This window comes from Mesorhizobium sp. WSM4829, from assembly GCF_055811475.1.
In genome coordinates, this window is record NZ_JBVVQJ010000004.1 from 64,978 (window position 1) to 91,500 (window position 26,523).

Genomic DNA, 26,523 nt, shown 5'->3' on the forward strand with positions numbered 1-26,523 from the left:
AGCTGTCCTGATCTGCCAGGCTCGTCAATTCAGACGACAGCGCTGCCCCTCATCCGCCTGCCGGCCTTCTCCCCGTATAGAGACGGGAGAAGGGGCTAGCCGCAACGCTCGCGATCCCCTCTCCCCGTTGTTCACGGGAGAGCGTAAGGGGCAGCGCCAACTTGCGAGCAATGCGAAACGAACTCACCGTCCGCCGATGACGCCGATATAGTCCGACACCCAGCGATAGTAAGGCACGCACTGGTCCTGGGTGGCGCATTTCGACACCGGCGTCTTCCAGAATTTGATCTTTTCGAAATTGTCATAGCCGTTGGTCTTGCAGCCTTCCTCGCCGAGCAATTCGTTGCCCTTGCAGGCAGCCGGCACCACCGGCAGCGAACCGAACCAGGCGGAGACATCGCCCTGCACTTTCGGTGACAGCGAGTGCTCCATCCACATATAGGCGCAGTTCGGGTGGGCTGCGTCGGCTGCCAGCATGGTCGTGTCGGCCCAGCCGGTGACGCCTTCCTGGGGGATGGTCGAAGCGACCGGCTTCTTGGCAGCAACCAGCGTGTTGACCTGATAAGGCCATGAACCGGAGGCAACGACGCCTTCGTTCTGGAAGTCGTCGACCTGGATGGCGGCGTCATGCCAGTAGCGTCCGACCAGCGTGCGCTGGACGCGCAGCAGATCGAGGGCGGCCTTGTACTGATCTTCGGTCAGCTCGTAGGGATCCTTGATGCCGAGCTCCGGCTTGTGGGACATCAGATAGTTGGCCGCATCGGCGATGTGGATCGGCCCGTCATAGGCCTGGACGCGGCCCTTGTTCGACTTGCCGTCGGGCAAGGTCATCTCCTCGAAGACGACGTTCCAGCTCTTCGGCGCTTCCTTGAACACCTCGGTGTTGTACATCAGCACGTTCGGCCCCCACTGGTAGGGGGCGCCATAGTGGACGCCGCCGACCGTGAACCACGGCGCATCCTTCAGCCGGTCGTCGACCGTGTTCCAACTCGGGATGAGATCGGTGTTGATCGGCTGGACCCGCTTGCCGGCGACAAGGCGCAGCGAAGCGTCGCCCGAGGCGGTAACGAGGTCAAAACCGCCCTCGTTCATCAGCGCGACCATCTCATCGGAGGTGTTGGCGGTCTTGATATTGACCTTGCAGCCTGTGTTCTTCTCGAAAGACGTGACCCAATCATAGTTCTTGTCGGTTTCGCCGCGTTCGATGTAGCCGGGCCAGGCAACAATGTTGACCTGGCCTTCGCCCTTGCCAAGTTCCTTAACCTGGGCGATCGCCTGGCCGGAGAAGGCCAGCGCGACCGTCAATGCAGTGCATGACTTCAGGAATGAATTCATCGTCGATCTCCCATTTGAGGGGCCGCACTCTCGCGGCGGCTTGGTCCCTGATTGTCAGGGTGCTGTGAAATTTCCGGTTTCGCAAATTCATTTGTCAGAAAGGCGATATCGGTTTTTCCGATAGATCAGCGGCCGTTCTTGTCCGGCCGCTGACGAACCATGCGCTGCGACTGGGCAAGCCCGATGAAGTCGCGCGCGGCCTGTGGCAGGCCGGAGCCGCGCCGCCAGACCGTGCCGACTTGGACAACCGGCAACGAGCCCGAAATATCGCGCGATTCGATGCGGTCGCCTTCAAGCGACCATGGCCGGTAGACGAGGTCGGGCAGCAGCGCCACGCCGGCGCCGGTGGCGACGAGGCTGCGCACCGCTTCGACCGAGCGGGTGCGGAAGGCGACATGCGGCTTGGCAGCAATCGCCGCCAGCAATTTTCCGGTATTCTCTTCGATCTCGTCGACGGTCAGCATGATCAGCGGCTCCGACGCGATATCGCTGATGCCGATGATGTCGGCGCTGGACAGCGGATGGCCAAGCGGCAGCCATAGCCGGTAGGGCGAGACTTCGAGAATTTCCGATTGCAGGGCGGTGCGGTCGCGCAGGTTCGAGGTGACCATGACGGCGATGTCGAGCTTGCCGCCGACCAGCAGATGTTCGAGGTAGTCGCCATTGTCCTCGATGGCCGAGATCTCGACGCCCGGATAGGCGCGGCGATAGCGGGCGAGAAGGTCGGACAGCACATAGCCGGCGACCAGCGAGGTGACGCCGAGTTGCAGCCGGCCGCCAGCTGCCGCTTGCTCGCCGGAGAAGGCGCGGCGCGCATCGGAAACATCGGCAAGGATCTTTGTCGCGTGGCGCAGGAACTGGTGGCCCTTGTGGGTGATGTTGAGGCCGCGCGGATGGCGCTCGAACAGTTCGACGCCGAGATCGCCTTCGAGCTCCTTGATCGCCTCGGTGACCGACGATTGCGAGATGGACAGGTTTTGGGCGGCGCCAGACACTGTGCCTTGCTCGGCGACGGCGATGAAGAACTGCAATTGGCGGATGGTGAAAGCCATGGCCGGACTAAACACCGGGACGGCAAGGAAGAAAAGCCGCCGATCCCAGGCTCACCGCATTACTGCTCTGGCCAGGTCAGATCCCGCTTTCGCTGCCGGCAATGCTGAGCCGCGCGCCCGCTTGCTCGAGGGCTGCGGCGATGGCGTGCGGCGGCGGCCGATCGGTGACGAGTTCGGAAAAACCGTCGAGGCCGCAGACTTGGACCAGACCCTGGCGGCCGAACTTGGTGTGGTCGGTGATGACGAGCGAGCGCTGGCCGCGCGACAGCACCATGCGGGCGAATTCCGCCTCGTCCAGATCATAGTCCATCACGCCGGTGACGGCATCGACCGCGCCGGTGGAGATCACAGCGTGGCTAACGGAAAAGCGGCTGACGAATGCAATGGCCGAGACGCCGAAGGCAGCGCCCGAATCGCTGCGCAGTTCGCCGCCGGCCATATAGACCTTGTTGCCGTTGACGGTGGCCAGAGTGCGGGCGATGTCGGAGGAGTTGGTGACCACCGTCAACCGCCGGTGACCGAGCAGTTCGCGGGCCAGGAAAGAGGTCGTGGTGCCGGTGTCGAGCATGATCGCTTCGCCGTCGCGGATGGTGGCGGCAACCATGCGGGCGATGGCGCGCTTGGCATCGGCATTCTCGCGCATACGCCGCTCGAACGGCGCCTCGCCGGCCATCGACGGCAGGCCGACGGCGCCATGCATCTTCAGGATCGAACCGTCACTGGTCAGCGGCTTGACGTCGCGGCGCACGGTCTCCAGCGAGACGCCCAGCCGGTCGGCCAGGCTGGCGATGGTGACGGTGCCTTCCTCATGGAGGAGACGCAGGATCTCGCCATGCCGCTTCGAGGGCATCGGTCTCACCCAATCGATTGTTGCGCTACTGACCGCTTCTAAGGCAAATCGGCCACAGTTTACAAGAAATCCTTGTGATTTCGGGCAAAAAGCCACAAGTTGTCGTTGACAAGCCGGATCACATGGCGCGACACTGGCTTGTGACAGGCTTCGGAACTGCCACGGGAGAACGATGGCAGAGCCGCACCAAAATTCGCCTGCCCGAACGTCCGGGAAATCGTCTGACGTAAGGGAAAAGGACTTTTTTGAATCCGCGGGGGCGGATGCCGGAGTCAAAGAACCCGGCACTGGGGCTCGTCGGTGCGGTGCGGGATACCGATCCCGGGATCCCGCACCGACGAGGACTTCGCATTGCTCCCTCCTGCCGGCCGCCCTCTTTGCGTCGCCCGCGACGCCTTGAACCCCGCGCAACGAGGGATTCACCTGTGACCACCGAGGACCGCATCCGCGCCCTGCCATGCTGGACCGGCAGCGTCGAGATCGCGCCGCTGCCGGGCGGCCTGAGCAACGCCAACTATCTGGTCAAGGACGCCGCCGGGCGGCATGTCGTGCGCTTTGGCCAGGACTTTCCCTTCCATCACGTCTTTCGCGAGCGCGAGGTGATGACCGCGCGCGCGGCGCACGCCGCCGGCTTCGCGCCTGCGGTCCGCCATTCCGAGCCCGGCATCCTGGTAACGGAATTTCTCGGCGCCAAGACTTTTGTCGCCGAGGACGTCCGCGCCAATATCGACCGCGTCGCCGCCCTGATGCGCGGCTTCCATCGCGAGATGCCCAATCATGTCTCCGGCGCCGGCTTCATGTTCTGGGTTTTCCATGTCATCCGCGACTATGCGCGCACGCTGGAGGAAGCCGACAGCCGCATGCGAAGCGAGTTGCCGCGGCTGCTGACGCTTGCAGACGAGCTCGAACGGGCGCAGAAATTGCTGCCGATCGTCTTTGGTCATAATGACCTTCTGCCGGCTAATATTCTCGATGACGGCCACAGGCTGTGGCTGATCGATTTCGAATATGCCGGCTTCAACACGGCGATGTTCGACCTCGCCGGCGTCGCCTCGAACGCCACCATGAACGACGAGGAGTCCTTCGCCTTCCTGACCGCCTATTTCATGAAGGAGCCGGACGAGGCGATCCGCCGCTCGCATGCGGCCATGCAATGCGCATCGCTGCTGCGCGAGGCGATGTGGAGCATGGTTTCCGAACTTTATCTCGACGCGCCCGGCATCGACTACGTTGCCTATACCGACGAAAACCTGACGCGGCTCGATGCCGCGCTGGAAAACTACAGAACAAAGTACGGACAGATATCATGACCTTGCCCGCCCACGCCGAGATCGTCGTCATCGGCGGCGGCATAATCGGCTGTTCGACGGCTTATCATCTGGCGCGTGACCACAAGGCCGATGTCGTGCTCCTGGAACAGGGCAAACTGACTTCGGGCTCGACATGGCATGCGGCGGGGCTGGTCGGTCAATTGCGGTCTTCGGCCTCGATCACCCGCGTGCTCAAATATTCGGTCGATCTCTACAAGGGGCTGGAAGCCGAAACCGGGCTGGCCACCGGCTGGAAGATGACCGGGTGCCTCAGGCTCGCCACCAAACCCGACCGCTGGATCGAGTACAAGAGGCTGGCGACGACGGCGAAAAGCTTCGGCATGGATATGCAGTTGCTGTCACCAGCCGAAGTCAAGGCAATGTGGCCGCTGCTGGAAACCGGCGATCTCGTCGGCGCCAGCTGGCTGCCGACCGACGGCCAGGCAAACCCTTCCGACATCACGCAGTCGCTGGCCAAAGGCGCGCGCATGCACGGCGCCAGGCTGTTCGAGGATATCCGCGTCACCGGCTTCGACATGCAGGATGGCCGCATCACAGCGGTAAAGACCAACAGGGGCGATATCGCCTGCGACAAGGTGGTGAACTGTGCCGGGCAATGGGCGCGGCAGGTGGGGGCGCTAGCCGGCATCAACGTGCCGCTGCAGCCGGTGAAGCACCAGTACATCGTCACCGAGAGAATAGACGGGTTGGCGAGCGATGCGCCGACGATCCGCGACCCCGATCGCCGCATTTATTTCAAGGAGGAGGTCGGCGGGCTGGTGATGGGCGGCTATGAGCCGAACCCGCAAGCCTGGACGACCGATCTTCCCGGCGGCGATGTCCCAGACGACTGGCAGTTCCGGCTGTTCGACGACGACTACGATCATTTCGAGCAGCATATGAACCAGGCAATCAAGCGGGTTCCGGCGCTCGAAACCGCCGGCGTCAAGCAGATGATCAACGGGCCGGAGAGCTTCACGCCGGACGGCAATTTCATTCTCGGCGTGGCGCCCGAATGCGCCAACATGTTCGTCGGCGCCGGCTTCAACGCCTTCGGCATCGCGGCGGGCGGCGGCGCCGGCTGGGTGCTGGCGCAGTGGGTGGTCGATGGCGAGGCGCCACTCGACCTGTGGGTGGTCGATATCAGGCGCTTTTCCGACCTGCACCGCGACCGGCAATGGGTCCGCGACCGCACGTTGGAAGCCTATGGCAAGCACTATACGATCGGCTTCCCGCATGAAGAGTATGCCACGGGCCGGCCACGGATCGTGTCGCCACTCTATGAACGGCTGCAAAAGCACCGCGCCGTGTTCGGCTCCAAGCTCGGTTGGGAGCGGCCGAACTGGTTTGCGCCGGAAGGCGTCGAGCCGAAGGACATCTATTCGATGGGCCGGCAGAACTGGTTTTCGCCGGTCGGCGACGAGCACCGGCACGTGCGCGAGAACGTCGGCATCTTCGACCAGTCGTCCTTCGCCAAATACGAAATGACCGGTGCGGATGCGCTGAAGGCGCTCGACTGGATCTGCGCCAACGACGTCGCCAAGCCGGTCGGCCGGCTGACCTACACGCAGCTTCTCAACACGCGCGGCGGCATCGAGGCCGACCTGACCGTGGCGCGGCTCGGCGAAGACCGATTCTACGTCGTCACCGGCACCGGCTTTAGGACGCATGACTTCTCGTGGATCGGCGACCATGTCGGCAACGAGCTCGACGTGACGCTCACCGATGTCACCGAGGATTTCGGCACGCTGTCGCTGATGGGGCCGCGGGCCCGCGACGTGCTGGCTGCGGTGACCGATGCCGACGTGTCGAACACCGCTTTCCCGTTCGGACACGTGCGAGAAATCTCCATCGCCGGCACCACAGTTAGGGCGCTGCGCGTCACCTATGTCGGCGAGCTCGGCTGGGAGCTGCATGTGCCGATCGCGGCGACGGGCGAAATCTTCGACGCTCTGATGGCGGCGGGCGAGGAGCACAGCATCCGCCCGGTCGGCTACAGGGCGCTGGAATCGCTGCGGCTGGAAAAAGGCTACCGCGCCTGGGGCTCCGACATCACGCCCAACGACACGCCGCAGGAGGCCGGCCTTGGCTGGGCGGTGAAGCTTCGCAAGAACACAGATTTTCTCGGGCGGCGGGCGCTGGAAGAGATCGGCGGCGCGGTTCTGAAAAAACGCTTTGCCGGCTTCACCGTCGACGATTGCGAGATCGTGCTGCTCGGGCGCGAAACGATCCTGCGCAACAGCGAGCCGGTCGGCTACCTGACCAGCGGCGGCTATGGCTACACGGTCGGAAAGAACATCGGCTACGGCTATGTGCGCAACGCCGACGGCGTCAGCGACGATTTCCTCACCTGCGGCGACTACGAGCTGGTGGTGGCTATGCAGCGGACGCCGGCAAAAATCCATCTCGAGCCGCTTTACGACCCGGCCGGAGAAAGGATCAGAGCCTAAAGCGCGTCGCGTCTGAACGGATTCATGCGAGGCGCTTTAGGTTCTTGTTTCTATGCATGTCGTTATCGCAAAACCGCTGCGCACTTTTGCGCGACATGCATAAGAGCGGGGATGGTCAGTTCACGCGCAGAACGAGACCGCGGCTGGGCACGGTGTCGGCCTCACCCGGCATGGAGACATAGGGCGATGTCTCCTCGGCGCGCGTGACGACGCCCTTCGCCTCGAGGTCGGCTATCCCTGCGGAAAAGCCGGCGTCCCACAGGGTGTTCTTGACCGTCAGCACGATTATCCCGCCCGGCCGGCAGATGCGGATCAGTTCGTCCAGCCCCTCAGCGCCGACATGGCCCGAGGTGAAGACGCCGGCCGATATGATGCCGGCATAGGCATCATCCGCGAAGGGCAGCGGGCCGCCGAGCGCCAAGCAGTGAAGCGCCGAATAGACGCCCTTGCGCGCTGCCTGGGCCAGCATGCCTTCGGAAATGTCGAGCGCCTCGACCTGCGGATAGCCCGCGATCTTCAGCCACTCGCCGATGAGCCCGGTGCCGGCACCGGCATCGAGGAGCGGTGCCGCGCCGCGCGGCAGGTGGCGGGCAAGCAGGGCAAGGCAGATGGTCGGATGGCGATAACCGGCCGCCGACATGTCGGCGTCGTAGGTGTCGGACCAGCGGTCGTAGAGCGCCGCCACCTCCTCTGGCCGCTTCGCTGCATAGGCCGCGGCGAGCGCGCCTTTGTTTTTCCTGTCCGCCATTACAGTCTCGTCCGCAAAATCAAAGCGCCGCAGCGTTGTTAGCGCGTCCTGCAGGAACGCACGGCGCTGGAGTGAACCGCATGCAAGCGATGATAGCCAAACGGCGAAATTTGTGGAACCGTCGTCACCACAAATAGACGCGAAAAGAGGGCAGAAGCGATGGTGGACGAGGAAGCACGCGCGGCGCTTGCAGCCATTCCGGCGCTGGCCGGCTACGAGGGACCGCTGGAGCGGCTGGGTGGCCTCACCAACCTCGTCTTCAGGGCTGGAGATGCCTGCCTGCGGATTCCCGGCAAGGGCACGCAGGAGTATATCAACCGGGCCAACGAGGCGGTGGCGGCGCGGGAGGCAGCGATGGCCGGCGTCAGCCCCGAGCTGCTGCATGTCGACGGCGAGTCAGGCGTGATGGTGACGCGCTTCATCGCGGGCGCCGAGACGATGTCGCCGGATAAATTCAAGACCCGGCCGGGCAGTCCGGCGCGTGCCGGCAAAGCCTTCCGCAGATTGCATACATCCGGCGCGGTGTTTCCCTTCCGCTTCGAGCTGTTTGCGATGATCGACGACTACCTGAAGGTGCTGTCGACCAAGGACGTCGCCCTGCCTGCCGGTTACCACGACGTCGTTATCGAGGCGGAAACCGTGCGCTCGGCGCTTGCCGCGCATCCCCTGCCTCTCGTCGCCTGCCACTGCGATCCGCTGTGCGAAAATTTTCTCGATACGGGCGACAGGATGTGGATCGTCGACTGGGAATATTCCGGCATGAACGACCCGCTCTGGGATCTCGGCGACCTCAGCGTCGAAGGCCAGTTTGATACGGCGCAGGAGGACGAGATGATGGGCGCCTATTTCGGTGGCGAGCCGACGCCGGCGGAGCGCGGCCGCATCGTCATCTACAAGGCGATGTGCGATCTCTTGTGGACGCTGTGGGGACTGATCCAGCTTGCCAACAGCAATCCGGCCGACGATTTCCGCGCCTATGCCGACGGTCGCTTTTCACGCTGCAGGGCGCTGATGGAGACGGCGGACTTCTCACGGCATCTGGCGGCAGTGCGCGCGGGCTAAGGACCAGAGAAAATTGGAATCAGTTGACGCCTTTCGGCACGTTTTCGGGCGGCACCGTGTCGACCACTTTCTGGCGATGGAAGATGAACAGGCCGGCCAGCACGATGATGCCCGAGCCGATCAGGATGCGCGGGCCGGGCATGTCGCCGAAGAAGGCCAGCCCGAAGATGACGGCCCACAGCAGCAGGCTGTAATGCAGCGGCGCCAGCGTCGACGCCGGCGCCAGCTTCAGCGCCCTGGTGATCATCAGATGCGCGCCGCAGGAGACGATGCCAAGAAGAAGCATGGCGCCGAAATCGAGCGAGGACGGCGTCTGCCAGTTGCCGATAGTGAGAAACCCGCCGACCAGCAGCGTGCCGATGGTTTGCCAGGTAACGAGCGAGGTGTCGCTGGTGCCACGCAACCGCCGGTTGAGAATGATGGCGAAGGCGAATGAAATGCTTCCGGCCAGCGCGAAGGCCGACGACAGCGAAAACGCGGCCGAGGACGGTTCGAGCATGATCAGCACACCGCAGAACCCGACCAGAATCGCCATCCAGCGGCGCCAGCCGACCTTTTCGCCAAGCAGCAGGTGGGACAGCGCCGCCACGTAGATCGGCCCCGCCATATAGAAGCTCATGACGTCGGCGAGCGGCAGATAGACGACGGCGGCGTAGAACAGCGCCGTGTCAAGCGTCGTCATGACGACGCGCAAGACCTGCAGTTCCAGGCGCTCCATGCGGAACAGCCTGGCCGCGCCTTGACGCGCGATCATCGGACCGAGCACGAAAAAGGCGCCGATGGAACGGATCAGCACGACCTGGCCGACGGAAAAGCTGGCGACCAGCCATTTACCCATCGCATCATTCAACGCAAACAGGAAATCGCCGGCCAGCATTAGCAGAATGCCAGCCAAAAGCACGTTCCTGATCGTCGAATTCTGGGCTGTTGGCTCTGCCATGCCGATGTCGCTTCCTCCCGCATGAAAGCCCGGTGAGCAGCGTCGTAGACGCAAGCGGCCGTTTTGACGAGCGGAAATCGGGAAGCCGGCCAGACCAGGGACCGGAAATCGGCTGGGCCTGTACGGACGATCGCAACGGCCTACATTGGCCGTGGCCGAATGATAACCGGACGATAGATCACCGGCCGATCCCAGGGATCGAAGACCGACGCGCTTCTGAGCTCGGCGCGGCGCGCCAGATCGATGCGCTGCAGACATTCGGCGAAGGCATCGTTCTTCCTGACGAAGCCGTAGGAACGGCATTTCGCCTCGTCCGCGGCACGACGGTCTTCGGCCGTCATGCAGCCTGCACAGGTCGCCGCCAACGCGACCACCATCGCCGTCTTGTGCCACATGGCATCCTCCTCGGCATAAAACTGGAGGTTGATTGTAGACTTGCGGTCAGGACCTATCAATCTGATCGATGGAGTTTTGAGACGGGCGATGCCTGCGGTTCACTGTTGCCGGCCGTCCGGCGATCGAGAGACGTGTTTCCTGCCTGGCCCGCTCGGCCACCACCTTGCCCCTGGCGATGACACAGAGTCGCTCGGGACGCAGGCGCAAGGCCTCGACCGGATCGCCGGCATCGAGGACGACGAGGCTGGCGCGCTTGCCGACCGACAGGCCGAGGTGGTCGAGGCCCATGATGGCGGCATTGACGTTGGTGACCATGTCGAAGCAGCGCGCCATGTCGGCCGGGCTCGACATCTGGGCGACGTGAAGGCCCATGAAGGCGACGTCGAGCATGTCGGCGGTGCCCAGCGAATACCAGGGGTCGAGCACGCAATCCTGGCCCCAGCCGACGCGGATACCGTGGGCAAGCATTTCCTTGACCCGCGTCAGGCCGCGGCGTTTGGGGAATGTGTCGTGGCGGCCCTGCAGCATGATGTTGATCAGCGGATTGGGGATCGCCGAGACGCCTGCCTCTGATATCAGCGGCAACAGCTTCGAGACATAGTAATTGTCCATCGAGTGCATCGACGTAAGATGCGAGCCGGCGACCCTGCCCTGCAGGCCGAGGCGTTGCGTCTCATAGGCCAGTTGTTCGATATGGCGCGACAGCGGATCATCGGTCTCGTCGCAATGCAGGTCGACCATGAGGCCGCGTTCTGCCGCGATTTCGCACAGTTCCGTCACCGAACGCGTGCCGTCGGCCACGGTGCGCTCGAAATGCGGAATACCGCCGACGATGTCGACACCCATGTCGAGCGCGCGGATGGTGTTATCGCGCGCCGTCGGCGAGCGATAAAACCCATCCTGCGGGAAGGCGACCAGTTGCAGGTCGATATAGGGCGCGACGGTCTTCTTCACATCGAGCAGGGCTTCGACCGCCAGCAGCCTGGTATCGCAGACATCGACATGGCTGCGGATGGCGAGCAGGCCCATGGACACTGCCCAGTCGCAATAGGCGAGCGCGCGGTCGCGCACCGCTTCGTGCGTCAACAGCGGCTTCAGTTCGCCCCACAGCGAGATGCCTTCGAGCAGCGTGCCCGACACGTTGATGCGCGGGATGCCTAGCGAGAGCGTGGCGTCCATGTGAAAATGCGGATCGACGAAGGGCGGCGAGATCAGATTGCCATGGGCGTCGATCGCCGTGCCCGCGCCAGCGTTCAGCTCCGGCTCGATGGCCGCGATCGTCTCGCCGATGATGCCGATATCGGCGATCCTGCCGTCGGGCAGCGTGCCGCCGCGGACGATAAGGTCGAAATCCATCTACCGTCATCCCTTTGAAGAAGCGAACCTATTCCGGCACATACCTTACCGCACCCTTTGCAGCACTGGTCGCCATCGAGGCGTAGGCGCGCAAGGCCATTGTCACCTTGCGCTTGCGCTTTTCCTCGGGCTTCCAGGCGGCGGCTCCCTTGGCCTCCATCGCGGCGCGGCGGGCGGCCAGTTCGGCATCGTCGACGGCAAGCCGGATGGTGCGGTTCGGGATATCGATCTCGATCGTATCGCCCTCATGCACCAGCCCGATCAGCCCGCCTTCCGCCGCCTCGGGAGAAGCATGGCCTATCGACAGGCCGGAGGTGCCGCCGGAGAAGCGGCCATCGGTGACCAGCGCGCAGGCCTTGCCGAGGCCCTTCGACTTCAAATAGCTGGTCGGATAGAGCATTTCCTGCATGCCGGGGCCGCCGCGCGGCCCTTCGTAGCGGATGACGACGACATCGCCGGCCTTGATCTCGTTGGACAGGATCGCCTTGACGCTGGCGTCCTGGCTTTCGAACACCCTGGCCGGGCCGGTGAATTTCAGGATCGATTCATCGACGCCCGCGGTCTTCACGATACAGCCGTCGAGCGCCAGGTTGCCTTTCAGCACGGCAAGGCCACCATCCTTGGAAAAAGGATATTGGGCCGAGCGGATGACACCCTTCTCCCGGTCGAGATCGAGTTCGTCCCAGCGGCGATCCTGGCTGAAGGCGACCTGCGTCGGCACGCCGCCCGGGGCCGCCAGAAAGAAGTCGCGGACATTCTGGCTTGACGTGCGCGAGATATCCCAATGGTCGAGCGCTTCGCCGAGGCTTGCGGTGTGCACGGTCGGCAGGTCGCGGTTGATCAGTCCGGCGTTATCGAGCTGGCCGAGGATCGCCATGATGCCGCCGGCGCGGTGGACGTCTTCCATGTGCACATCCGCCTTGGCGGGGGCAACCTTGCATAGCACCGGCACCTTGCGTGACAGCGCGTCAATCTCGTCCTGACCGAAATCGATCTCGCCCTCATGCGCGGCAGCCAGGATGTGCAGCACGGTGTTGGTCGAGCCGCCCATGGCGATGTCGAGCGTCATGGCGTTCTCGAAGGCGCCCTTCGAGGCGATGCTGCGCGGCAGCGCGGTGTCGTCGTCCTGCTCGTAGTAGCGCTGCGCGAGATCGACGATCAGGTGGCCGGCCTCGACGAACAGCCGCCTGCGGTCGGCGTGCGTCGCCAGCGTCGAACCGTTGCCGGGCAGCGAAAGGCCGAGCGCCTCGGTCAGGCAATTCATCGAATTGGCGGTGAACATGCCCGAGCAGGAGCCGCAGGTCGGGCAGGCCGAGCGCTCGATGGTCTTGACGTCGTCGTCGGAGATCTTGTCGTCGGCAGCCGCGACCATGGCGTCGACCAGATCGAGCGCCTGCGTCTTGCCGGCAAGCACCACCTTGCCGGCCTCCATCGGGCCGCCGGAGACGAAGACGGTCGGGATGTTGAGGCGCAGCGACGCCATCAGCATGCCCGGCGTGATCTTGTCGCAATTCGAGATGCAGACCATGGCGTCGGCGCAGTGGGCGTTGACCATATATTCGACCGAGTCGGCGATCAGCTCGCGCGAAGGCAGCGAATAGAGCATGCCGTCATGACCCATGGCGATGCCATCGTCGACAGCGATGGTGTTGAACTCTTTCGCCACGCCGCCGGCCTTCTCGATCTCGCGAGCGACCAGCTGGCCGAGATCCTTGAGATGGACGTGGCCCGGAACGAACTGGGTGAAGGAATTGACCACTGCGATGATCGGCTTGCCGAAGTCGGAATCCTTCATGCCGGTGGCGCGCCACAGGCCGCGGGCGCCGGCCATGTTGCGGCCATGGGTGGTTGTGCGGGAGCGATAGGCGGGCATAGGCTGTCCCTTGCTGTCTGCGTCGCGCCCGGACAGGCGCGGAAAACCGGAATTGAGCGGCGTTATATACGCCGCGGTCTGGTCTGGCCACGGTTTTGCGATGCGCCAGATAATGGAACCAGCGGCGATGGTCTCGAGCCAAAGTCGGGCAGCCGGACCAGGCCGTAAAAAAGTCGGAGGTGCTGTCGGATCGTGTTTTGTTCGAGCGTCCTTGGGCAGACGGCGGCGACCGGCATCAATCGCCAGCCGGCCGTTCTACGCATGAAAACAAGCCAAAACAGCCCGAGGAGCAAGAAAATGCAAAAGATCACCCCCTGCCTGTGGTTCGACGACCAGGCCGAGGAGGCCATGAACCACTACATCTCCATCTTCAAGAACTCGAAGGTGCTGAGCGTGATGCGCTGGCCCAAGGGCAGCGGCGATAATGAGGGCAAGGTGCTGGTGACCTATTTCGAGCTCGACGGCGTGCAGTTCCAGGCGCTCAACGGCGGGCCGCAATTCAAGTTCACCGAGGCAGTCTCGCTGTCCATCGACTGCAAGACGCAGGAGGAAGTCGACTATTTCTGGGACAGGCTCATCGAGGGCGGTGGCGAGCCCGGCCAGTGCAGCTGGCTGAAGGACAAATTCGGCGTCTCCTGGCAGGTCGTGCCGGAGCAATTGCCGAGGCTGCTGCAGGACCCCGACACCGCAAAGGCCGGCCGTGTCATGCAGGCGATGATGCAGATGACCAAGATCGACATCGCCAAGATCGAAGAGGCCGCCAGGGGGTGAGCGGAAGACGACCGATCTTGCCTTCTCCCCTTGTGGGAGAAGGTGGATCGGCGCGCAGCGCCGAGACGGTTGAGGGGTGTTGGACAGAATGAGACGTCGGTGTTCCCTGGGCCACCCCTCATCCGTCGCCTTCGGCGACACCTTCTCCCACAAGGGGAGAAGGTGAAGAGTGCTCAGGCCGCCTTGTCGCGGACCTGGTAATCCTTGACCGCCGCAAAACGGATCGCCTTCCAGCGCTCGGCCTCGTAGTTGAGCGAGAAGGCGTGCTGGGCGAGGAACACCGGATCGTTGTCGAGGTCGCGCGCGATGTCGCCGCGATGCGCCTCGATGAAGCGATGCACCTCGGCCTTGTCGTCGGCCGATATCCAGCGGCAGACGGAAAAGCGCGACATCTCGAAATCGACCGGCAGCGTGTATTCGATATTTAGCCGCTCCTTCAGCACGTCGAGCTGCAGCGCACCGACGACGCCGACGATTGCCGGCGAGCCGTCTTCTGGCGAGAACAGTTGCACGACGCCTTCCTCGGCCATCTGGTGCAGCGCCTCCTTCAGCTTCTTGGCCTTCATCGCGTCGCCGAGGCGGACGCGGCGCAGGATTTCCGGCGCGAAATTCGGCACGCCGCGGAACAGGATCTCCTCGCCCTCGGTCAGCGTGTCGCCGATGCGCAGCGTGCCGTGGTTGGGGATGCCGACGACGTCGCCGGCAAAGGCCTCGTCGGCGGTGACGCGGGTGCGGGCGAAGAAGAATTGCGGCGCCGACAGGCTCATCGGTTTTCCCGTGCGTACCAGCTTGGCTTTCATGCCGCGCTCGAGCTTGCCCGAGCAGACGCGGACGAAGGCGATGCGGTCGCGGTGGTTGGGATCCATGTTGGCCTGGATCTTGAAGACGAAGGAGGTCATCCTATCCTCGGTCGCCTCGACCTTGCGGGTGTCGGCCTCCTGCGCGCGCGGCGGCGGTCCGTAGGCGCCAAGCGCCTCGATCAGATCGCGCACGCCGTAGTTGCGCAGCGCCGAACCGAAATAGACCGGCGTCAGATGGCCCTCGCGGAACGCATCGATGTCGAGCGGGCGGCAGGCTTCGCGCGCCAGCTCCAGCTCCTCGATGAAAGCCTCGCGCTCGTTCTCCGGCAACAGGCCGGCGACGCGGTTGGAATCGGGACCGTTGACCGGCGTGCGTTCTTTCTCCGCGTCGCCCTTTCGCACGGCGTTCAGCGCCAGATGATAGGTGCCGGAAAAGGTCTTGCCGCGGCCGATCGGCCAGGTGATCGGTGCGGTGTCCAGCGCCAGCTTCTGCTCGATCTCGTCGAGGATCTCGAACGGGTCGCGGCTTTCGCGGTCCATCTTGTTGACGAAGGTGATGATCGGGATATCGCGAAGCCGGCAGACCTCGAACAGTTTTAGCGTGCGCGGCTCGATACCCTTGGCGGCGTCGATGACCATGACCGCCGCATCGACCGCCGACAGCGTGCGATAGGTATCGTCGGCGAAATCCTCGTGACCGGGCGTATCGAGCAGGTTGAAGACATTGTCCTCATACTCGAAGGTCATCACCGAGGTGACGACCGAAATGCCGCGCTCGCGCTCGATCTTCATCCAGTCCGACCGGGTCTGGATGCGATCCTTCTTGGCCTTGACCTCGCCGGCAAGCTGGATGGCGCCGCCGAACAAAAGCAGCTTTTCGGTCAGCGTCGTCTTGCCGGCGTCCGGATGCGCGATGATCGCGAAAGTGCGGCGGCGCGCCACCGCGTTCGTGATGTCTTCAGCCAATTTATGGAATCCCATGTGGTGCGCGGGCTTCTAGCAGCGCTTTTGCAGCCTGTCGAACAATTTTGGGCGGTTGCCCGGCCTTGAGATAGGTCCGCCGCAATGGCATCAACAAGAGGCGGTTCGATAAAGGTCCATCCATGAGCGCAGCCAAGCACGTCATCGTTGTCGGCGCCGGCATCATCGGCGCGTCCATCGCCTGGCATCTGGCGAAGGCTGGCGCGAACGTGACGATCATTGCCGACAGCGGCGCCGGCGGTGTCGCCACGCCGAATTCCTTTGCCTGGATCAATGCCAGTTGGGGCAATCCAGAACCGTATTTCCGGCTGCGTACCCGTTCGATGGCCGAATGGACGCGGCTTGCTCATGACGTGCCCGGCATTCCGCTCGCCTGGTGCGGCGGCCTGTGCTGGGACCTGCCGCCGGCCGAGCTTGAGGCCTATGCCGCCGAGCATTCCGCCTGGGGCTACGGGATCGAGCGCGTCGACCGCGCGGGAGCCGCACGTATAGAGCCCAATTTGACCGAGCTTCCCGACTTCGCCCTTCACGTCGCTGGGGAGGGCGTGGCCGAACCGGTCGCGGCCACGCAGACACTGCTGGCCGACGCCGAGCGACTTGGCGCGCGGGTGATTACCGGCACGACAGTCACCGCGCTGATACAGACCAATGGCAGGATTAGCGGCGTCGATACATCAGGCGGACGGATTGTCGCCGACGAGGTGGTGATCGCGGCCGGCGCCGGCTCTGCGGCAATTGCGGCGACGGCCGGGCTAAAACTGCCGATCGAGACGCCGCCCGGCCTGATCGTCCATTCACGCCCGTACGAAAAGCTGCTCAACGGCCTGGTGATCGGCGACCGGCTGCACATCCGCCAGACTGCCGAGGGCCGCATCATCGCCGGCTCGGATTTCGGCGGCGCCGATCCGGGCATGGATGCCGAAGCCACAGCCCGCGAGTTGTATGCGTCGATGAAAACCATGCTGCGCGGCGCCGACCGGCTGGAACTGGATTTTCACACCGTCGGCTATCGGCCGACGCCCGTCGACGGCTTTCCGATCATCGGGCGGGCTCAAGGCGTGAGCGGCCTCTATGTCGCGGTCATGCATTCGGGCATCACGTTGGCGCCTGCGGTCGGCCTGTTCGCCGCCCGGGAAATCCTCAATGACGCGCGCGATCCGCTGCTTGAGCCCTATGGGCTGACGCGGTTTGCTCAATAGCCGGGGGGCGGCGAAAACCGCCGCTCAGCGGCGCTATCGCCCTGGCGATGCCAAGCAGCCGCGATTCTGACCAGCGACGGCCGACCAGCTGCAGGCCGATGGGCAGGCCGTCGCGGTCCTGCCCGCAGGGCATCGACAGTGCCGGGTGGCCGCTGTAGTTGAACACCGCGCCATAGGCTGGCAGCAGCCAGTAGCTCTGCTCCCTGTCATCGACCTTGATTGGTGTTCCCGGCTCGCAATGCGGAAAGGCCGTGGTCATGGCGACGGGACAAAGCAAGACATCGCAACCTTCGAAAAACCGGTCCCAGGCAAGGATTGACTGGTCGCGGCGGGCGAGCGCTTCGAACCAGCGCGAGACCGGTGTCGGTTCTTCTGGCGGCTCCGGCTGCGCAGCCTCCAGCATCATGCCGATCAGCGCGCCGCCTTGCGTTAGATCGTCATGCAGATCGAGCGTCGGCAGTCTTGCTTCCTCGACGGCTGCCCCCGCAGACTTGAGTTGCTCGGCCAGACTTTCGACCGCGGCCCTGATCTCGCCGGCTACCGGAAAACCCGGAAAGGCCGGCGCGAAAGCGATGCGCAGGGTCTTGAGATTGACCTCCGGGGTGCCCTCGACAGGCACCGGGGCAAGGTCGGTGTCGCTGCCATCCGGTCCTGCAATGATCCTCAGGATCAGCGCCAGATCTTCGACGTTGCGGGCCAGCGGACCGATGCAGGACATCAGCCGTACGCCGCGCGGTACGCCACCGGGATTGGGAAAGGCGCCGGCCAGGGAGACGCGATGCTCGGTCGGCTTGAGCCCGTAGACGCCGCAAAAGGCTGCCGGCAGGCGGATCGAATCCTGCATGTCGGTGCCGAGTTCGAATGACGTCATGCCCGCGCAAAGTGCTGCCGCCGCTCCCCCGCTGGAGCCGCCGGCGGTGCGCGATAGATCCCACGGATTACGGGTGCGGCCGAAAAGCGGGTTGTTCGACTGCCAGTCGCCCAGCATCGTTGCGACATTTGTCTTGCCGACCAGCACGCCGCCGGCCGCCTTCAACCTGAGAACGACCGGGCTGTCTTTTCTCGCCACATAGTCGGCAAAAGGCGGGAAGCCGACCGTCGTCTTCATCCCCAGTGTTTCGTGAGTGTCCTTCAGCGTGAACGGCACGCCGTGCAGCGGCCCGAGAGCGTCGCCGCGCGCCTGCGCTTCGTCGGCCTTCTTCGCGCGAGCGCGAGCCCCTTCCCTGTCGAGCGTGACGACCGCGATGACCGCCTCATTATGCCTGTCGATCTCAGCCAAATGCGCGTCCAGCGCTTCCACGGCGGAAATCTTGCGGTCGCGGATCGCGGCAGCCAAGTCTCTGGTGGAGGAAAAGACGAGGTCCATGACCAATGCTCCGGCTTGCTAGCGGCGCCAGCCTCACCAAATGGCGGACTACGGCGCGTCTTCAAGCCGAGTTCAGCATTCGAGGACAGGTGGTGCTTGATCGGAATTGCGCTGCGAGGGTCTGTTGAGGGGCGCTGTCCCGCGATGTTGCCGCGATAGCGAGGGAGCTACACGGCCAGCGCCAGTCTTGCCGGTTCCGGCGCAAATGGACGAGTGGTCATGCCGTCTCTGGTAATGGTGACGAAGCTAGAGGGCGGGATCGGCTGCCAGTCGCCGCCATCACGGTCGAAAGGCTCCGACATCAGGCATCGCCCGCCGCCGTTGCGGAAGACGGAGGTGTAGAGCGTCGGCGCGTGGGCATCGGTCGCATAGCGCACCGCATGGAGCGATTCGCCGTCCGACAAGGCGGCGGTAAGTCTCAGCGCCGGTTCGAAGCCGGCGCGGCGCGAGGCGTCGATCACCCGCGCCGTAGCGCGCGACACCGCGCCTTGCGGATCGCCCGCCAGACCCTCGTCGATCATCAGGAGAAAGAAAAGTTCGGAATCGGTGGTGCCCTCGCGCCGATCGAAGACATCGTCGGAGAGCGCGTTTTCCAGCGCGCGGCGGATTCTTTCGAAGCCGCCGATCTGGCCGTTGTGCATGAACGACCAGCGGCCGGCAGTGAAGGGATGACAGTTCATGCGGCTGGTGGCGCCGCCGGTCGAGGCGCGCACATGGGCCAGGAACAGGCCGGATTTGATCTGGCGGCACAGGCTCTTCAGATTGGGATCGGACCAGGCCGGCAGGATGTCGCGATACAGGCCCGGTTCGGGCCGGTCGCCGTACCAGGCGAGACCAAAGCCATCGCCATTGGTCGGCGACTTGGCTTCCTGGGCGCAATGACTCTGGGCGATCAGCGAATGGCAGGGCGCCGTGACGATGTCTTCCAGGAAAACCGCTTCGCCAAGGTAGGCCGCCCACCGGCACATCTGCTTAATCCCCCCTCAGGCGCGATCCATTCGAGCCGCAGGCTCCTTGATCGCGTGTGTGCCTCTGTTGTGCGTGCGCTCATAGAGCTCGCGGACGATTCGGCTGGCCGTAGTCTCACACAGAAACGGCAAGAAAGCGTGAACGAGTGCGGCGAACGCTGCCATGAACAGACGCGAGCAGAACCACGCCGCGAAAGCCATATGGCTGAAATAGGTCTCGCCCACCTTGGCCGGGTGAGAGGTAAAGAGCCTTGCAAGCCGTGTCGTCATGGTGATCCCTCCTGGCTGGGTAAGCCCCCGATGCTGAGTATTCTGGCACGAGCTTTCGGTTCATCGGTCCCAAATCATCCTTGTGTTTGGCCAAATAATGGGACAAGCATCCCACATGTCTCTGGAAATCGATGAGATCGACCGAAGATTGCTGGCCGAGTTGCAACGCGACGGCACGCTGTCGGTCGACCAATTGTCGGAAAGAGTGTCGCTGTCGCGCAACGCCTGCTGGCGCCGCGTCAAGCGGCTCGAGGAAGACGGCGTCATCACCGGCCGGGTGGCGCTGGTCGATGCCGACAAGCTTGGCTTTGGCCTTTCGGTGTTCATCCTGGTCCGGACCTCCAATCATGATCCGGACTGGCTGCAAAAATTCCGGGCGGCAGTGAGCGGCTTTCCCGAGATCACCGGCGTCTACCGCATGTCCGGCGACCTCGATTATGTATTGCGTGCCCGCGTCGCCGACGTGAAGGCGTATGACCGGCTCTATCAGCGACTTATCGCCAAGGTGGCGCTGTCGGATGTTTCGGCGTCCTTCGTCATGGAGGAGATCAAGGAGACGACCATCGTCCCCGTAGAACTGCGCTGAAACGGAACTGCGCTGAAAGAAAGCCGTTGATAGTCTGGCCGCCGAGTTGACTGAATCGGCGTTGACAGCGATAGGATCAGCCTCATGCGCGCAGCACTCTACACTTCCTCCGTCATCGGTCCGTCCGTCGGCTTCATCAGGCTGCCGCACGGTGAAGGCCTGCCGCTTCCCGCCTATGAAAGCCCGGGCGCCGCCGGCATGGATCTGCGCGCCGCGGTGCCGGACGACCGGCCGCTGCTGATCCTGCCGGGAAAACGCGCGCTGGTGCCGACCGGGCTGATCCTGGAGATTCCGGAGGGGGTGGAAGGCCAGGTCCGGCCACGCTCGGGCCTCGCCTTCAAGCACGGGCTTACCTGCCTCAACACGCCGGGCACCATCGACAGCGACTATCGCGGCGAGGTCAAGGTGCTGCTGATCAATCTTGGCGACGAGGATTTCGCGGTGACGCGCGGCATGCGGATCGCGCAGATCATCTTCGCCCCGGTGACGCAGGCGACGGTCGATGAGCGCAGCTTGGCCGGCGGAACGACGCGCGGCTCCGGCGGCTTCGGATCGACCGGCACGGCCTGATGTCTGGGTCGTATTTCACTCATATTGAACCATTCTGCAGGGTTAATTCGAGCCAAATCCTTCGGCCTTCGGACTTGGCCGTGCCACCAGCACGGCCCACGCCGAAGGCCTCGACCTTGACCCGAATTCCCTCCGGCAGAATGGTTCAATATGAGTGAAACACGATCCCTTCCCAAACTCGTCATCTTCGATTGCGACGGGGTTCTGGTCGACACCGAGAATCTGGCCAATCGGCGCCTCGCCGAATGGCTCAGCGCCGCCGGCTACCCGGCAAGCTTCGAATATTGCCGCAAGAACTTCTCCGGCCGCGCCATGGTCTCGGTGCAGAAGGAAGTCGAGGCGACCGGCGCCAGCCTCGGCGCCGATTTCGTCGACCGTTGGAACGCCGGTCTGCCGGACCTGTTCGCGCATGGCGTCGAAGCCGTCCCCTATGTCAGGCAGTTCATCGAAGCCGTGCACGCTGCCGGCATCGCAACTTGCGTCGCTTCGTCGGCGCGGGTGAGTAAAATGCACATCACGCTCGGCCAGACCGGGCTGCTGCCGCTGTTCGAGCGTGCACTGTTCAGCTCGACCATGGTTTCGCGCGGCAAGCCTTTTCCCGACCTGTTCCTGCATGCCGCAAGCACGATGGGCTTCCCGCCAGCCGACTGCATCGTCATCGAGGACAGCGTCGCCGGGACATTAGCCGGCATTGCCGCCGGCATGCGCGTATTTTCCTACTACGGCGACCCGCATTCCGACCGCGTCGGCCTGACCGAGGCCGGCGGCATCCTGTTTGACGACATGCGCGAGCTGGCCGGGCTGGTGCCGATCCCCTGATCTGGTCTTCAGGTTTTTATCCGGCTGGACGCGCCAGGCGCCCATGCTAGCTTGCCAATGTTCGACAGTGGGAGGCGCCCAGCCTATGAACTCGATCCTGTTTCGCTTCACCCTCGCCTGCTTGCTGCTGCCGTGTCTGTGGGCCGCGGCCGGCGCGCAGGGCGTCAGCTTCCCGGACCTTGGCAGCACCCTCCCCGGCCACGAGAACACGACCTATCTCGACCTCGCCAGGATGGTCATTCCCGATCTGGCGGCGGACAAGGATGGCTTCTACCGTGGTTCCATGCCGATCGAGATGCGCCATATCGAAGGTGGGGATAGCGGTGGCTCGCCGCCCGAAACGTCGGGCTTTTCCGATGCTGGCGTGCTCCAGATCAGGGCCGGCGGCAAGGAACGGCTGGCCATGCTGTTCGACCTCGGCAGTTCCTCCGACAGCGCAGAGGGCTTTGCGGTGCTGGCGCTCTACGATCTTGCCGGCAAGCCGAGACTGCTCGACGCTGTCAATGTCGCCGTCGACCGGAGCACCTATTTCCGCGATCCGGGCAAGCTTTCGATCGGGCTAGGCGATGACGTCATCATCACCCTGAGCACGCATTTCAATTCGAGCCAGGGCTATGTGAGCACGCCGCTGATCCTGGTCCGCGACGACAGGTTCGAGCTGATCGACATGATCTCTACGTTCGACGAGTCCCTGTGCGCCTACAGGCGCACGCAGGAGTTGGCGTTTCAGACCGTTGCGGAAGGCCAGCCCTATGCGGCCATCAAGGCGACGGTGACCGATGCCACCATGCCGAATGGCGAAAGCTGCGACGATGCGGCGCCCGAGGCTTCCTCGCGCGACATCTCCGTCACCTACCATTGGGACGGGACCGCATACGTCAAGGGGTCCGACGCACTGGACAAATTGGCAGGAGAGAACGCCAATCGCTTCTGACCCAATCGCATTCGTTTGCCCGGCGGGCAGTGGCGGGATAAAATGCGCTTCGCACTCCGGGGAGCATCCATGGACAAGGGCAAAATCTTTCGCGACCTGCACAGTTCGATCTTCGTCATGCCCAACCCCTGGGACGTCGGCACGACGAAACTGCTGGCCTCCTTCGGTTTCAAGGCGTTGGCGACGACCAGCGCCGGCTTTGCCTTTTCGCGCGGCCTGCCCGATGGCGCGGTGACCTTCGAGGCGATGATCCACCACTGCCGCGAGGTGACCGCGGCGACCGGCCTGCCGGTCTCGGCCGACCTCGAGAAGGGCAAGGGCGACAGCGCGACAAGTGCCGCGGAAACTGTCTTCGCAGCCGAAGCGGCAGGCCTCGCCGGCTGCTCGATCGAGGACCACACCGGCGAGCCCGACAAGCCGATTTATGAATTTTCGCATGCCGTCGAGCGCGTCGCCGCTGCAGCGGAGGCGGCACGGGCGCTGAAGCATGACTTCGTCTTCACCGCGCGGGCCGAGAATTTTCTGTGGGGCAGGCCAGACATCGACGACACGATCAAGCGGCTGCAGGCCTTCGAGAAGGCCGGCGCCGACGTGCTCTACGCGCCAGGCCTCGGCGATATCGAGACGGTGCAAACCGTCTGCTCGGCTCTGACCAAGCCGGTCAACGTCATGGTCAGGCCCGGCTTCACCGTCGCCGATCTTGCCCTGGTAGGGGTCAAGCGCATTTCGCTCGGGCCCTGGCTGACCAATTATGCCTTCGGCATGCTGGAAACGGCGGCGCGTGAGATCCAGCAGGACGGCACCTTTGGCTTCACCCGCACCGCCATGCCGTTCGGCAAGCTGCAGGCGTTGTTTGCCGAATCTTCAGCTTAGATAGGGCCCAACGCATGACGCTCAGCGTCGTCGACATGCACACCGGCGGCGAGCCGCTGCGGATCGTCACCGGTGGTTATCCAAGGATTCCTGCAGGCACGATCCTGGAAAAACGCGCCTATGTGCGCGATCACCTCGATCATCTCAGGAAGATTCTGATGTTCGAGCCGCGCGGCCATCACGACATGTATGGCGCGCTGCTGGTGGAACCCGACCTGCCCGGCGCCGACCTCGCCGTGCTGTTCATGCACAATGAGGGCTATTCGACGATGTGCGGCCACGCCATCGTCGCGCTCGGCCGCTACGCCGTCGACGAGGGACTGGTGGCGCGGCAGGAGCCGCTGACGACAGTCAACATCGAGGCGCCGTGCGGACTGGTCGTCGCCTCGGTCGAGGTGCAAGACGGCAAGGCCGGTGCTGTATCGTTCGAAAGCGTGCCGGCCTTTCTGTTCGCCCGCGACCAGCAGGTCGAATTGCCGGGCTTCGGGGCAATCAGCTTCGACATCGCCTATGGCGGCGCCTTCTATGCGCTCGCCGATTGCCGGCAGTTCGGGCTGGTGTTCGGCGAAAACCGCGTGCGTGATTTCGTCGATGCGGCGACGGCGCTGACGGAGAGGCTGAAGAGAGTATTCCCGCTGTCGCATCCGGACCATGCCGACCTTGCCTTTCTCTACGGCACCATCCTGACCGACGGACAGGACGCATATTCCGATAGCCCGACCAAAAACATCTGCGTCTTCGCCGACGCCGAGGTCGACCGTTCGCCAACCGGATCGGGCGTCGCCGCGCGGCTGACGGCAATGCATGCCAAGGGCGAAATCGCCGGCCAGACGCGGGTGTTCGAGAGTGTTGCAGGCTCGCGCTTTTCCGGCAGCGTGGCGAGGACCGCGAAAGCCGGGCCGCATGATGCCATCATCGCCCGCGTCGGCGGCCGCGCCTTCTACAGCGGCCGGGCCGAATTCATCGTCGAACCCGAGGACGAGTTGGGACGTGGTTTTCTTTTACGCTAGCGCCGGCCCCGAGAAACCGAACCAAGCGTACCGTTGGGTACGCCCCGGAAGCGCAGGCCATCGGCATTCGCAGGCCGGCCTCACCTGAGCATCAGCACTCCTACGCTGCTTCCCGCGCCGAGATCGCCTTGTGCAGGTGCACCATCATGGCGGCGGCGAACAGCGGCGTCAAAAGGTTGAGCAGCGGCACCGCGAGGAAGGCAGCGACAACCAGCCCGGCGAGAAACACCGTGACGGCATGTTTTTTGCGCAATGCCCGGGCCTCGGCCTCCGGGCGAAAGCGCATGGCGGCGAATTCGAAGAATTCGCGTCCCAGCAGATAGCCGTTGACGATGAAGAAGGCAGCGATGTTGATGCCCGGCACCAGCAGAAGCAGCAAGGCCAAAAGGTTGCCGACGATGACGACGCCGAAGAATCTTATCGCCAGCACCAGCGAGCGCAGCGCCGGCATGGCGCGGCCGGGCGGGTCATTGGGATAGTCCGTGCGCTCGACCAGTTCGGCGGCGTCGTCGAGGAACAGGCCGGCGATGATCGCCGTCACCGGCGCGATCAGCAGCGCCAGACCCAGCGCCAGTCCGGTCCCGGCGACGATGAAGCCAAGCCATCCGGCCCAGGACGGCAGGGCGGGCAGCCATGCGTCGATCCATGGCCAGGCCAGCCATTCGAACAGGCCCTCGATGGCGAACCAAAGCGCGGCGAGCGCCAGCAAGGTCAGGCCCAACGTTTTTACGAACACCGAGCGGAATTCGGGCGAGAACAGCTGGCTGGCGGCGGCGCGGGCGGCGCTGGAGATCACGGCGTTTCCAATTCCATGTTGAACATCTGCGAAATAAGCGGAGACACGAGAAGTCACAAGCGCAACCAAAAGGGCGCAACCCAAGGGCACAACCAAGTGCGGCGTCACGCCATTCAAAAATCACGGCCTAGGCAAAGCCGCATCAAATCGCTAGACCCGCCCGCGGCCGGCATGCCAGAAAGCCGGTGGTTTTTCGCGGAGACATGATTGATGCCGAACTATGACGTGCTTTGTATCGGTAATGCCATTGTCGACATCATCGCCCAGTGCGACGAGGCATTCCTTGAGACGAACGGCATCATCAAGGGCGCGATGAACCTGATCGACACGAGGCGCGCCGAACTGCTCTACAGCCGCATGGGCCCGGCCATCGAAGCCTCCGGCGGCAGCGCCGGCAACACGGCGGCGGGCGTCGCCAGCTTCGGCGGCCGCGCCGCCTTCTTCGGCAAGGTTTCGAACGACACGCTCGGCGAAATCTACGCCCATGACATGCACGCCCAGGGCGTGGCCTTCGACACCAGGCCGCTCAATGGCCAACCGCCGACGGCGCGCTCGATGATCTTCGTCACGCCGGACGGCGAGCGCTCGATGAACACCTATCTCGGCGCTTGCGTCGAGCTCGGTCCGGAGGATGTCGAGGCGGATAAGGCGTCGGGCGCCGCCGTCACCTATTTCGAGGGCTATCTGTGGGACCCGCCGCGCGCCAAGGAAGCATTCCGGCAGACGGCGAAGCTCGCCCACGCAGCCGGGCGCGAAGTGTCGATGACATTGTCGGATTCGTTCTGCGTCGACCGCTACCGCGAGGAGTTTCTGGAGCTGATGCGCTCGGGCACCGTCGATATCGTCTTTGCCAATAGCCACGAGATCAAGTCGCTGTACCAGACCGCCTCCTTCGACGAGGCGCTGGCCCAGATCCGCAAGGATTGCAAGATCGCCGCCGTCACCCGCTCCGAAAAGGGCTCGGTCATCGTGCGCGGCTACGAGACCGTCACCATCAATGCGACGGAAATCCGCGAACTGGTCGACACCACCGGCGCCGGCGACCTCTATGCCGCCGGCTTCCTCTACGGCTACACACAAGGCCGCAGCCTGAAGCATTGCGGCGATCTCGGCTCGCTGGCGGCCGGGCTGGTGATCCAGCAGATCGGGCCAAGGCCGCGGCAGAATTTACGCCACGAGGCTGAGCAGGCAGGCCTGATTTAGGAAGA

At 63.9% G+C, this 26,523-nt stretch carries 25 protein-coding genes; 12 read left to right on the forward strand and 13 right to left on the reverse strand.

Annotation, left to right across the window (positions count from 1 at the left end):
- Positions 1-183: 183 nt before the first annotated feature.
- From AC0L17_RS05515 to AC0L17_RS05525, 3 genes are all read right to left on the reverse strand, one after another.
- Complete coding sequence (locus tag AC0L17_RS05515; protein ID WP_473515080.1) at positions 184-1,335, reverse strand: ABC transporter substrate-binding protein; 1,152 nt, start codon at positions 1,333-1,335, stop codon at positions 184-186.
- Between the two features lie 125 nt (positions 1,336-1,460).
- On the reverse strand, positions 1,461-2,387 hold the full coding sequence (locus AC0L17_RS05520; RefSeq protein WP_023802869.1) for a LysR family transcriptional regulator: 927 nt from the start codon (positions 2,385-2,387) through the stop codon (positions 1,461-1,463).
- 76 nt (positions 2,388-2,463) lie between these two features.
- The gene (locus tag AC0L17_RS05525; RefSeq protein WP_091592890.1) at positions 2,464-3,237 is read right to left on the reverse strand and encodes a DeoR/GlpR family DNA-binding transcription regulator; all 774 of its coding nucleotides are present in this window, start codon (positions 3,235-3,237) and stop codon (positions 2,464-2,466) included.
- Positions 3,238-3,662: 425 nt separating this feature from the next.
- On the opposite strand from AC0L17_RS05525, the gene AC0L17_RS05530 reads away from it, so the two are divergent.
- A complete protein-coding gene (locus tag AC0L17_RS05530; RefSeq protein ID WP_128168301.1) occupies positions 3,663-4,547 on the forward strand; it encodes a phosphotransferase family protein in 885 nt (294 codons plus the stop codon).
- Positions 4,544-6,997, forward strand: a complete 2,454-nt coding sequence (locus AC0L17_RS05535; protein ID WP_473515081.1) for a GcvT family protein — start codon at positions 4,544-4,546, stop codon at positions 6,995-6,997. The genes AC0L17_RS05530 and AC0L17_RS05535 overlap by 4 nt, the downstream gene beginning before the upstream one ends.
- 115 nt (positions 6,998-7,112) lie before the next feature.
- Here the strand turns inward: AC0L17_RS05535 and AC0L17_RS05540 are convergent, their stop codons facing one another.
- Positions 7,113-7,745 (reverse strand): class I SAM-dependent DNA methyltransferase, encoded by a 633-nt coding sequence (locus AC0L17_RS05540; protein WP_023802865.1) that lies wholly within the window; start codon positions 7,743-7,745, stop codon positions 7,113-7,115.
- Positions 7,746-7,904: 159 nt separating this feature from the next.
- Here AC0L17_RS05540 and AC0L17_RS05545 point away from each other — a divergent pair, with 159 nt between their 5' ends.
- Positions 7,905-8,807 carry a phosphotransferase gene (locus AC0L17_RS05545; RefSeq protein WP_473515082.1) on the forward strand — a complete coding sequence of 301 codons (903 nt, stop codon included), beginning with the start codon at positions 7,905-7,907 and terminating at the stop codon, positions 8,805-8,807.
- 19 nt (positions 8,808-8,826) lie between these two features.
- On the opposite strand, the gene AC0L17_RS05550 is transcribed toward AC0L17_RS05545, so the two are convergent.
- The 4 genes from AC0L17_RS05550 to ilvD form a co-directional block, all read right to left on the reverse strand.
- Complete coding sequence (locus AC0L17_RS05550) at positions 8,827-9,747, reverse strand: DMT family transporter (RefSeq protein WP_473515083.1); 921 nt, start codon at positions 9,745-9,747, stop codon at positions 8,827-8,829.
- A 140-nt stretch (positions 9,748-9,887) separates the two neighbouring features.
- Complete coding sequence (locus AC0L17_RS05555; RefSeq protein ID WP_473515084.1) at positions 9,888-10,142, reverse strand: hypothetical protein; 255 nt, start codon at positions 10,140-10,142, stop codon at positions 9,888-9,890.
- Between the two features lie 46 nt (positions 10,143-10,188).
- Complete coding sequence (locus tag AC0L17_RS05560; protein ID WP_473515085.1) at positions 10,189-11,499, reverse strand: amidohydrolase family protein; 1,311 nt, start codon at positions 11,497-11,499, stop codon at positions 10,189-10,191.
- A gap of 28 nt (positions 11,500-11,527) precedes the next feature.
- Positions 11,528-13,372, reverse strand: coding sequence for a dihydroxy-acid dehydratase (gene ilvD, locus AC0L17_RS05565; RefSeq protein ID WP_473515086.1), 1,845 nt, complete (start codon positions 13,370-13,372; stop codon positions 11,528-11,530).
- Between the two features lie 297 nt (positions 13,373-13,669).
- Between ilvD and AC0L17_RS05570 the strand changes: the two genes are divergently transcribed.
- A complete protein-coding gene (locus tag AC0L17_RS05570) occupies positions 13,670-14,143 on the forward strand; it encodes a VOC family protein (protein WP_287174372.1) in 474 nt (157 codons plus the stop codon).
- A gap of 173 nt (positions 14,144-14,316) precedes the next feature.
- Here the strand turns inward: AC0L17_RS05570 and AC0L17_RS05575 are convergent, their stop codons facing one another.
- Positions 14,317-15,909: a peptide chain release factor 3 gene (locus AC0L17_RS05575; RefSeq protein WP_473515087.1), complete on the reverse strand. Its 1,593-nt coding sequence runs from the start codon at positions 15,907-15,909 to the stop codon at positions 14,317-14,319.
- 137 nt (positions 15,910-16,046) lie between these two features.
- Here AC0L17_RS05575 and AC0L17_RS05580 point away from each other — a divergent pair, with 137 nt between their 5' ends.
- Entirely contained in the window at positions 16,047-17,123 is a 1,077-nt protein-coding gene (locus AC0L17_RS05580) for an NAD(P)/FAD-dependent oxidoreductase (RefSeq protein ID WP_473515088.1), read from the forward strand.
- Here AC0L17_RS05580 and AC0L17_RS05585 read toward each other — a convergent pair.
- The 3 genes from AC0L17_RS05585 to AC0L17_RS05595 all read right to left on the reverse strand — a co-directional run bounded on the left by AC0L17_RS05585 (position 17,065) and on the right by AC0L17_RS05595 (position 19,727).
- A complete protein-coding gene (locus AC0L17_RS05585; protein ID WP_473515089.1) occupies positions 17,065-18,489 on the reverse strand; it encodes an amidase in 1,425 nt (474 codons plus the stop codon). The genes AC0L17_RS05580 and AC0L17_RS05585 overlap by 59 nt on opposite strands.
- 167 nt (positions 18,490-18,656) lie before the next feature.
- Positions 18,657-19,457, reverse strand: coding sequence for a class II glutamine amidotransferase (locus AC0L17_RS05590; protein ID WP_473515090.1), 801 nt, complete (start codon positions 19,455-19,457; stop codon positions 18,657-18,659).
- 15 nt (positions 19,458-19,472) lie between these two features.
- On the reverse strand, positions 19,473-19,727 hold the full coding sequence (locus tag AC0L17_RS05595; protein ID WP_473515091.1) for a DUF6356 family protein: 255 nt from the start codon (positions 19,725-19,727) through the stop codon (positions 19,473-19,475).
- A 115-nt stretch (positions 19,728-19,842) separates the two neighbouring features.
- Between AC0L17_RS05595 and AC0L17_RS05600 the strand changes: the two genes are divergently transcribed.
- From AC0L17_RS05600 to AC0L17_RS05625, 6 genes are all read left to right on the forward strand, one after another.
- Positions 19,843-20,313, forward strand: a complete 471-nt coding sequence (locus tag AC0L17_RS05600) for an Lrp/AsnC family transcriptional regulator (RefSeq protein WP_473515092.1) — start codon at positions 19,843-19,845, stop codon at positions 20,311-20,313.
- Between the two features lie 84 nt (positions 20,314-20,397).
- Positions 20,398-20,883, forward strand: a complete 486-nt coding sequence (dut, locus tag AC0L17_RS05605) for a dUTP diphosphatase (protein ID WP_473515093.1) — start codon at positions 20,398-20,400, stop codon at positions 20,881-20,883.
- A gap of 150 nt (positions 20,884-21,033) precedes the next feature.
- Positions 21,034-21,702, forward strand: a complete 669-nt coding sequence (locus tag AC0L17_RS05610) for an HAD family hydrolase (RefSeq protein ID WP_473515094.1) — start codon at positions 21,034-21,036, stop codon at positions 21,700-21,702.
- Positions 21,703-21,787: 85 nt separating this feature from the next.
- On the forward strand, positions 21,788-22,636 hold the full coding sequence (locus AC0L17_RS05615; RefSeq protein WP_473515095.1) for a hypothetical protein: 849 nt from the start codon (positions 21,788-21,790) through the stop codon (positions 22,634-22,636).
- Positions 22,637-22,705: 69 nt separating this feature from the next.
- Complete coding sequence (locus AC0L17_RS05620) at positions 22,706-23,509, forward strand: isocitrate lyase/PEP mutase family protein (protein WP_473515096.1); 804 nt, start codon at positions 22,706-22,708, stop codon at positions 23,507-23,509.
- 14 nt (positions 23,510-23,523) lie between these two features.
- Positions 23,524-24,519, forward strand: a complete 996-nt coding sequence (locus tag AC0L17_RS05625) for a proline racemase family protein (RefSeq protein ID WP_473515097.1) — start codon at positions 23,524-23,526, stop codon at positions 24,517-24,519.
- A 100-nt stretch (positions 24,520-24,619) separates the two neighbouring features.
- On the opposite strand, the gene AC0L17_RS05630 is transcribed toward AC0L17_RS05625, so the two are convergent.
- Positions 24,620-25,315 (reverse strand): sulfate transporter family protein, encoded by a 696-nt coding sequence (locus AC0L17_RS05630; protein WP_473515098.1) that lies wholly within the window; start codon positions 25,313-25,315, stop codon positions 24,620-24,622.
- A gap of 210 nt (positions 25,316-25,525) precedes the next feature.
- Between AC0L17_RS05630 and AC0L17_RS05635 the strand changes: the two genes are divergently transcribed.
- Positions 25,526-26,518, forward strand: coding sequence for an adenosine kinase (locus AC0L17_RS05635; protein ID WP_473515099.1), 993 nt, complete (start codon positions 25,526-25,528; stop codon positions 26,516-26,518).
- Positions 26,519-26,523: the final 5 nt, after the last annotated feature.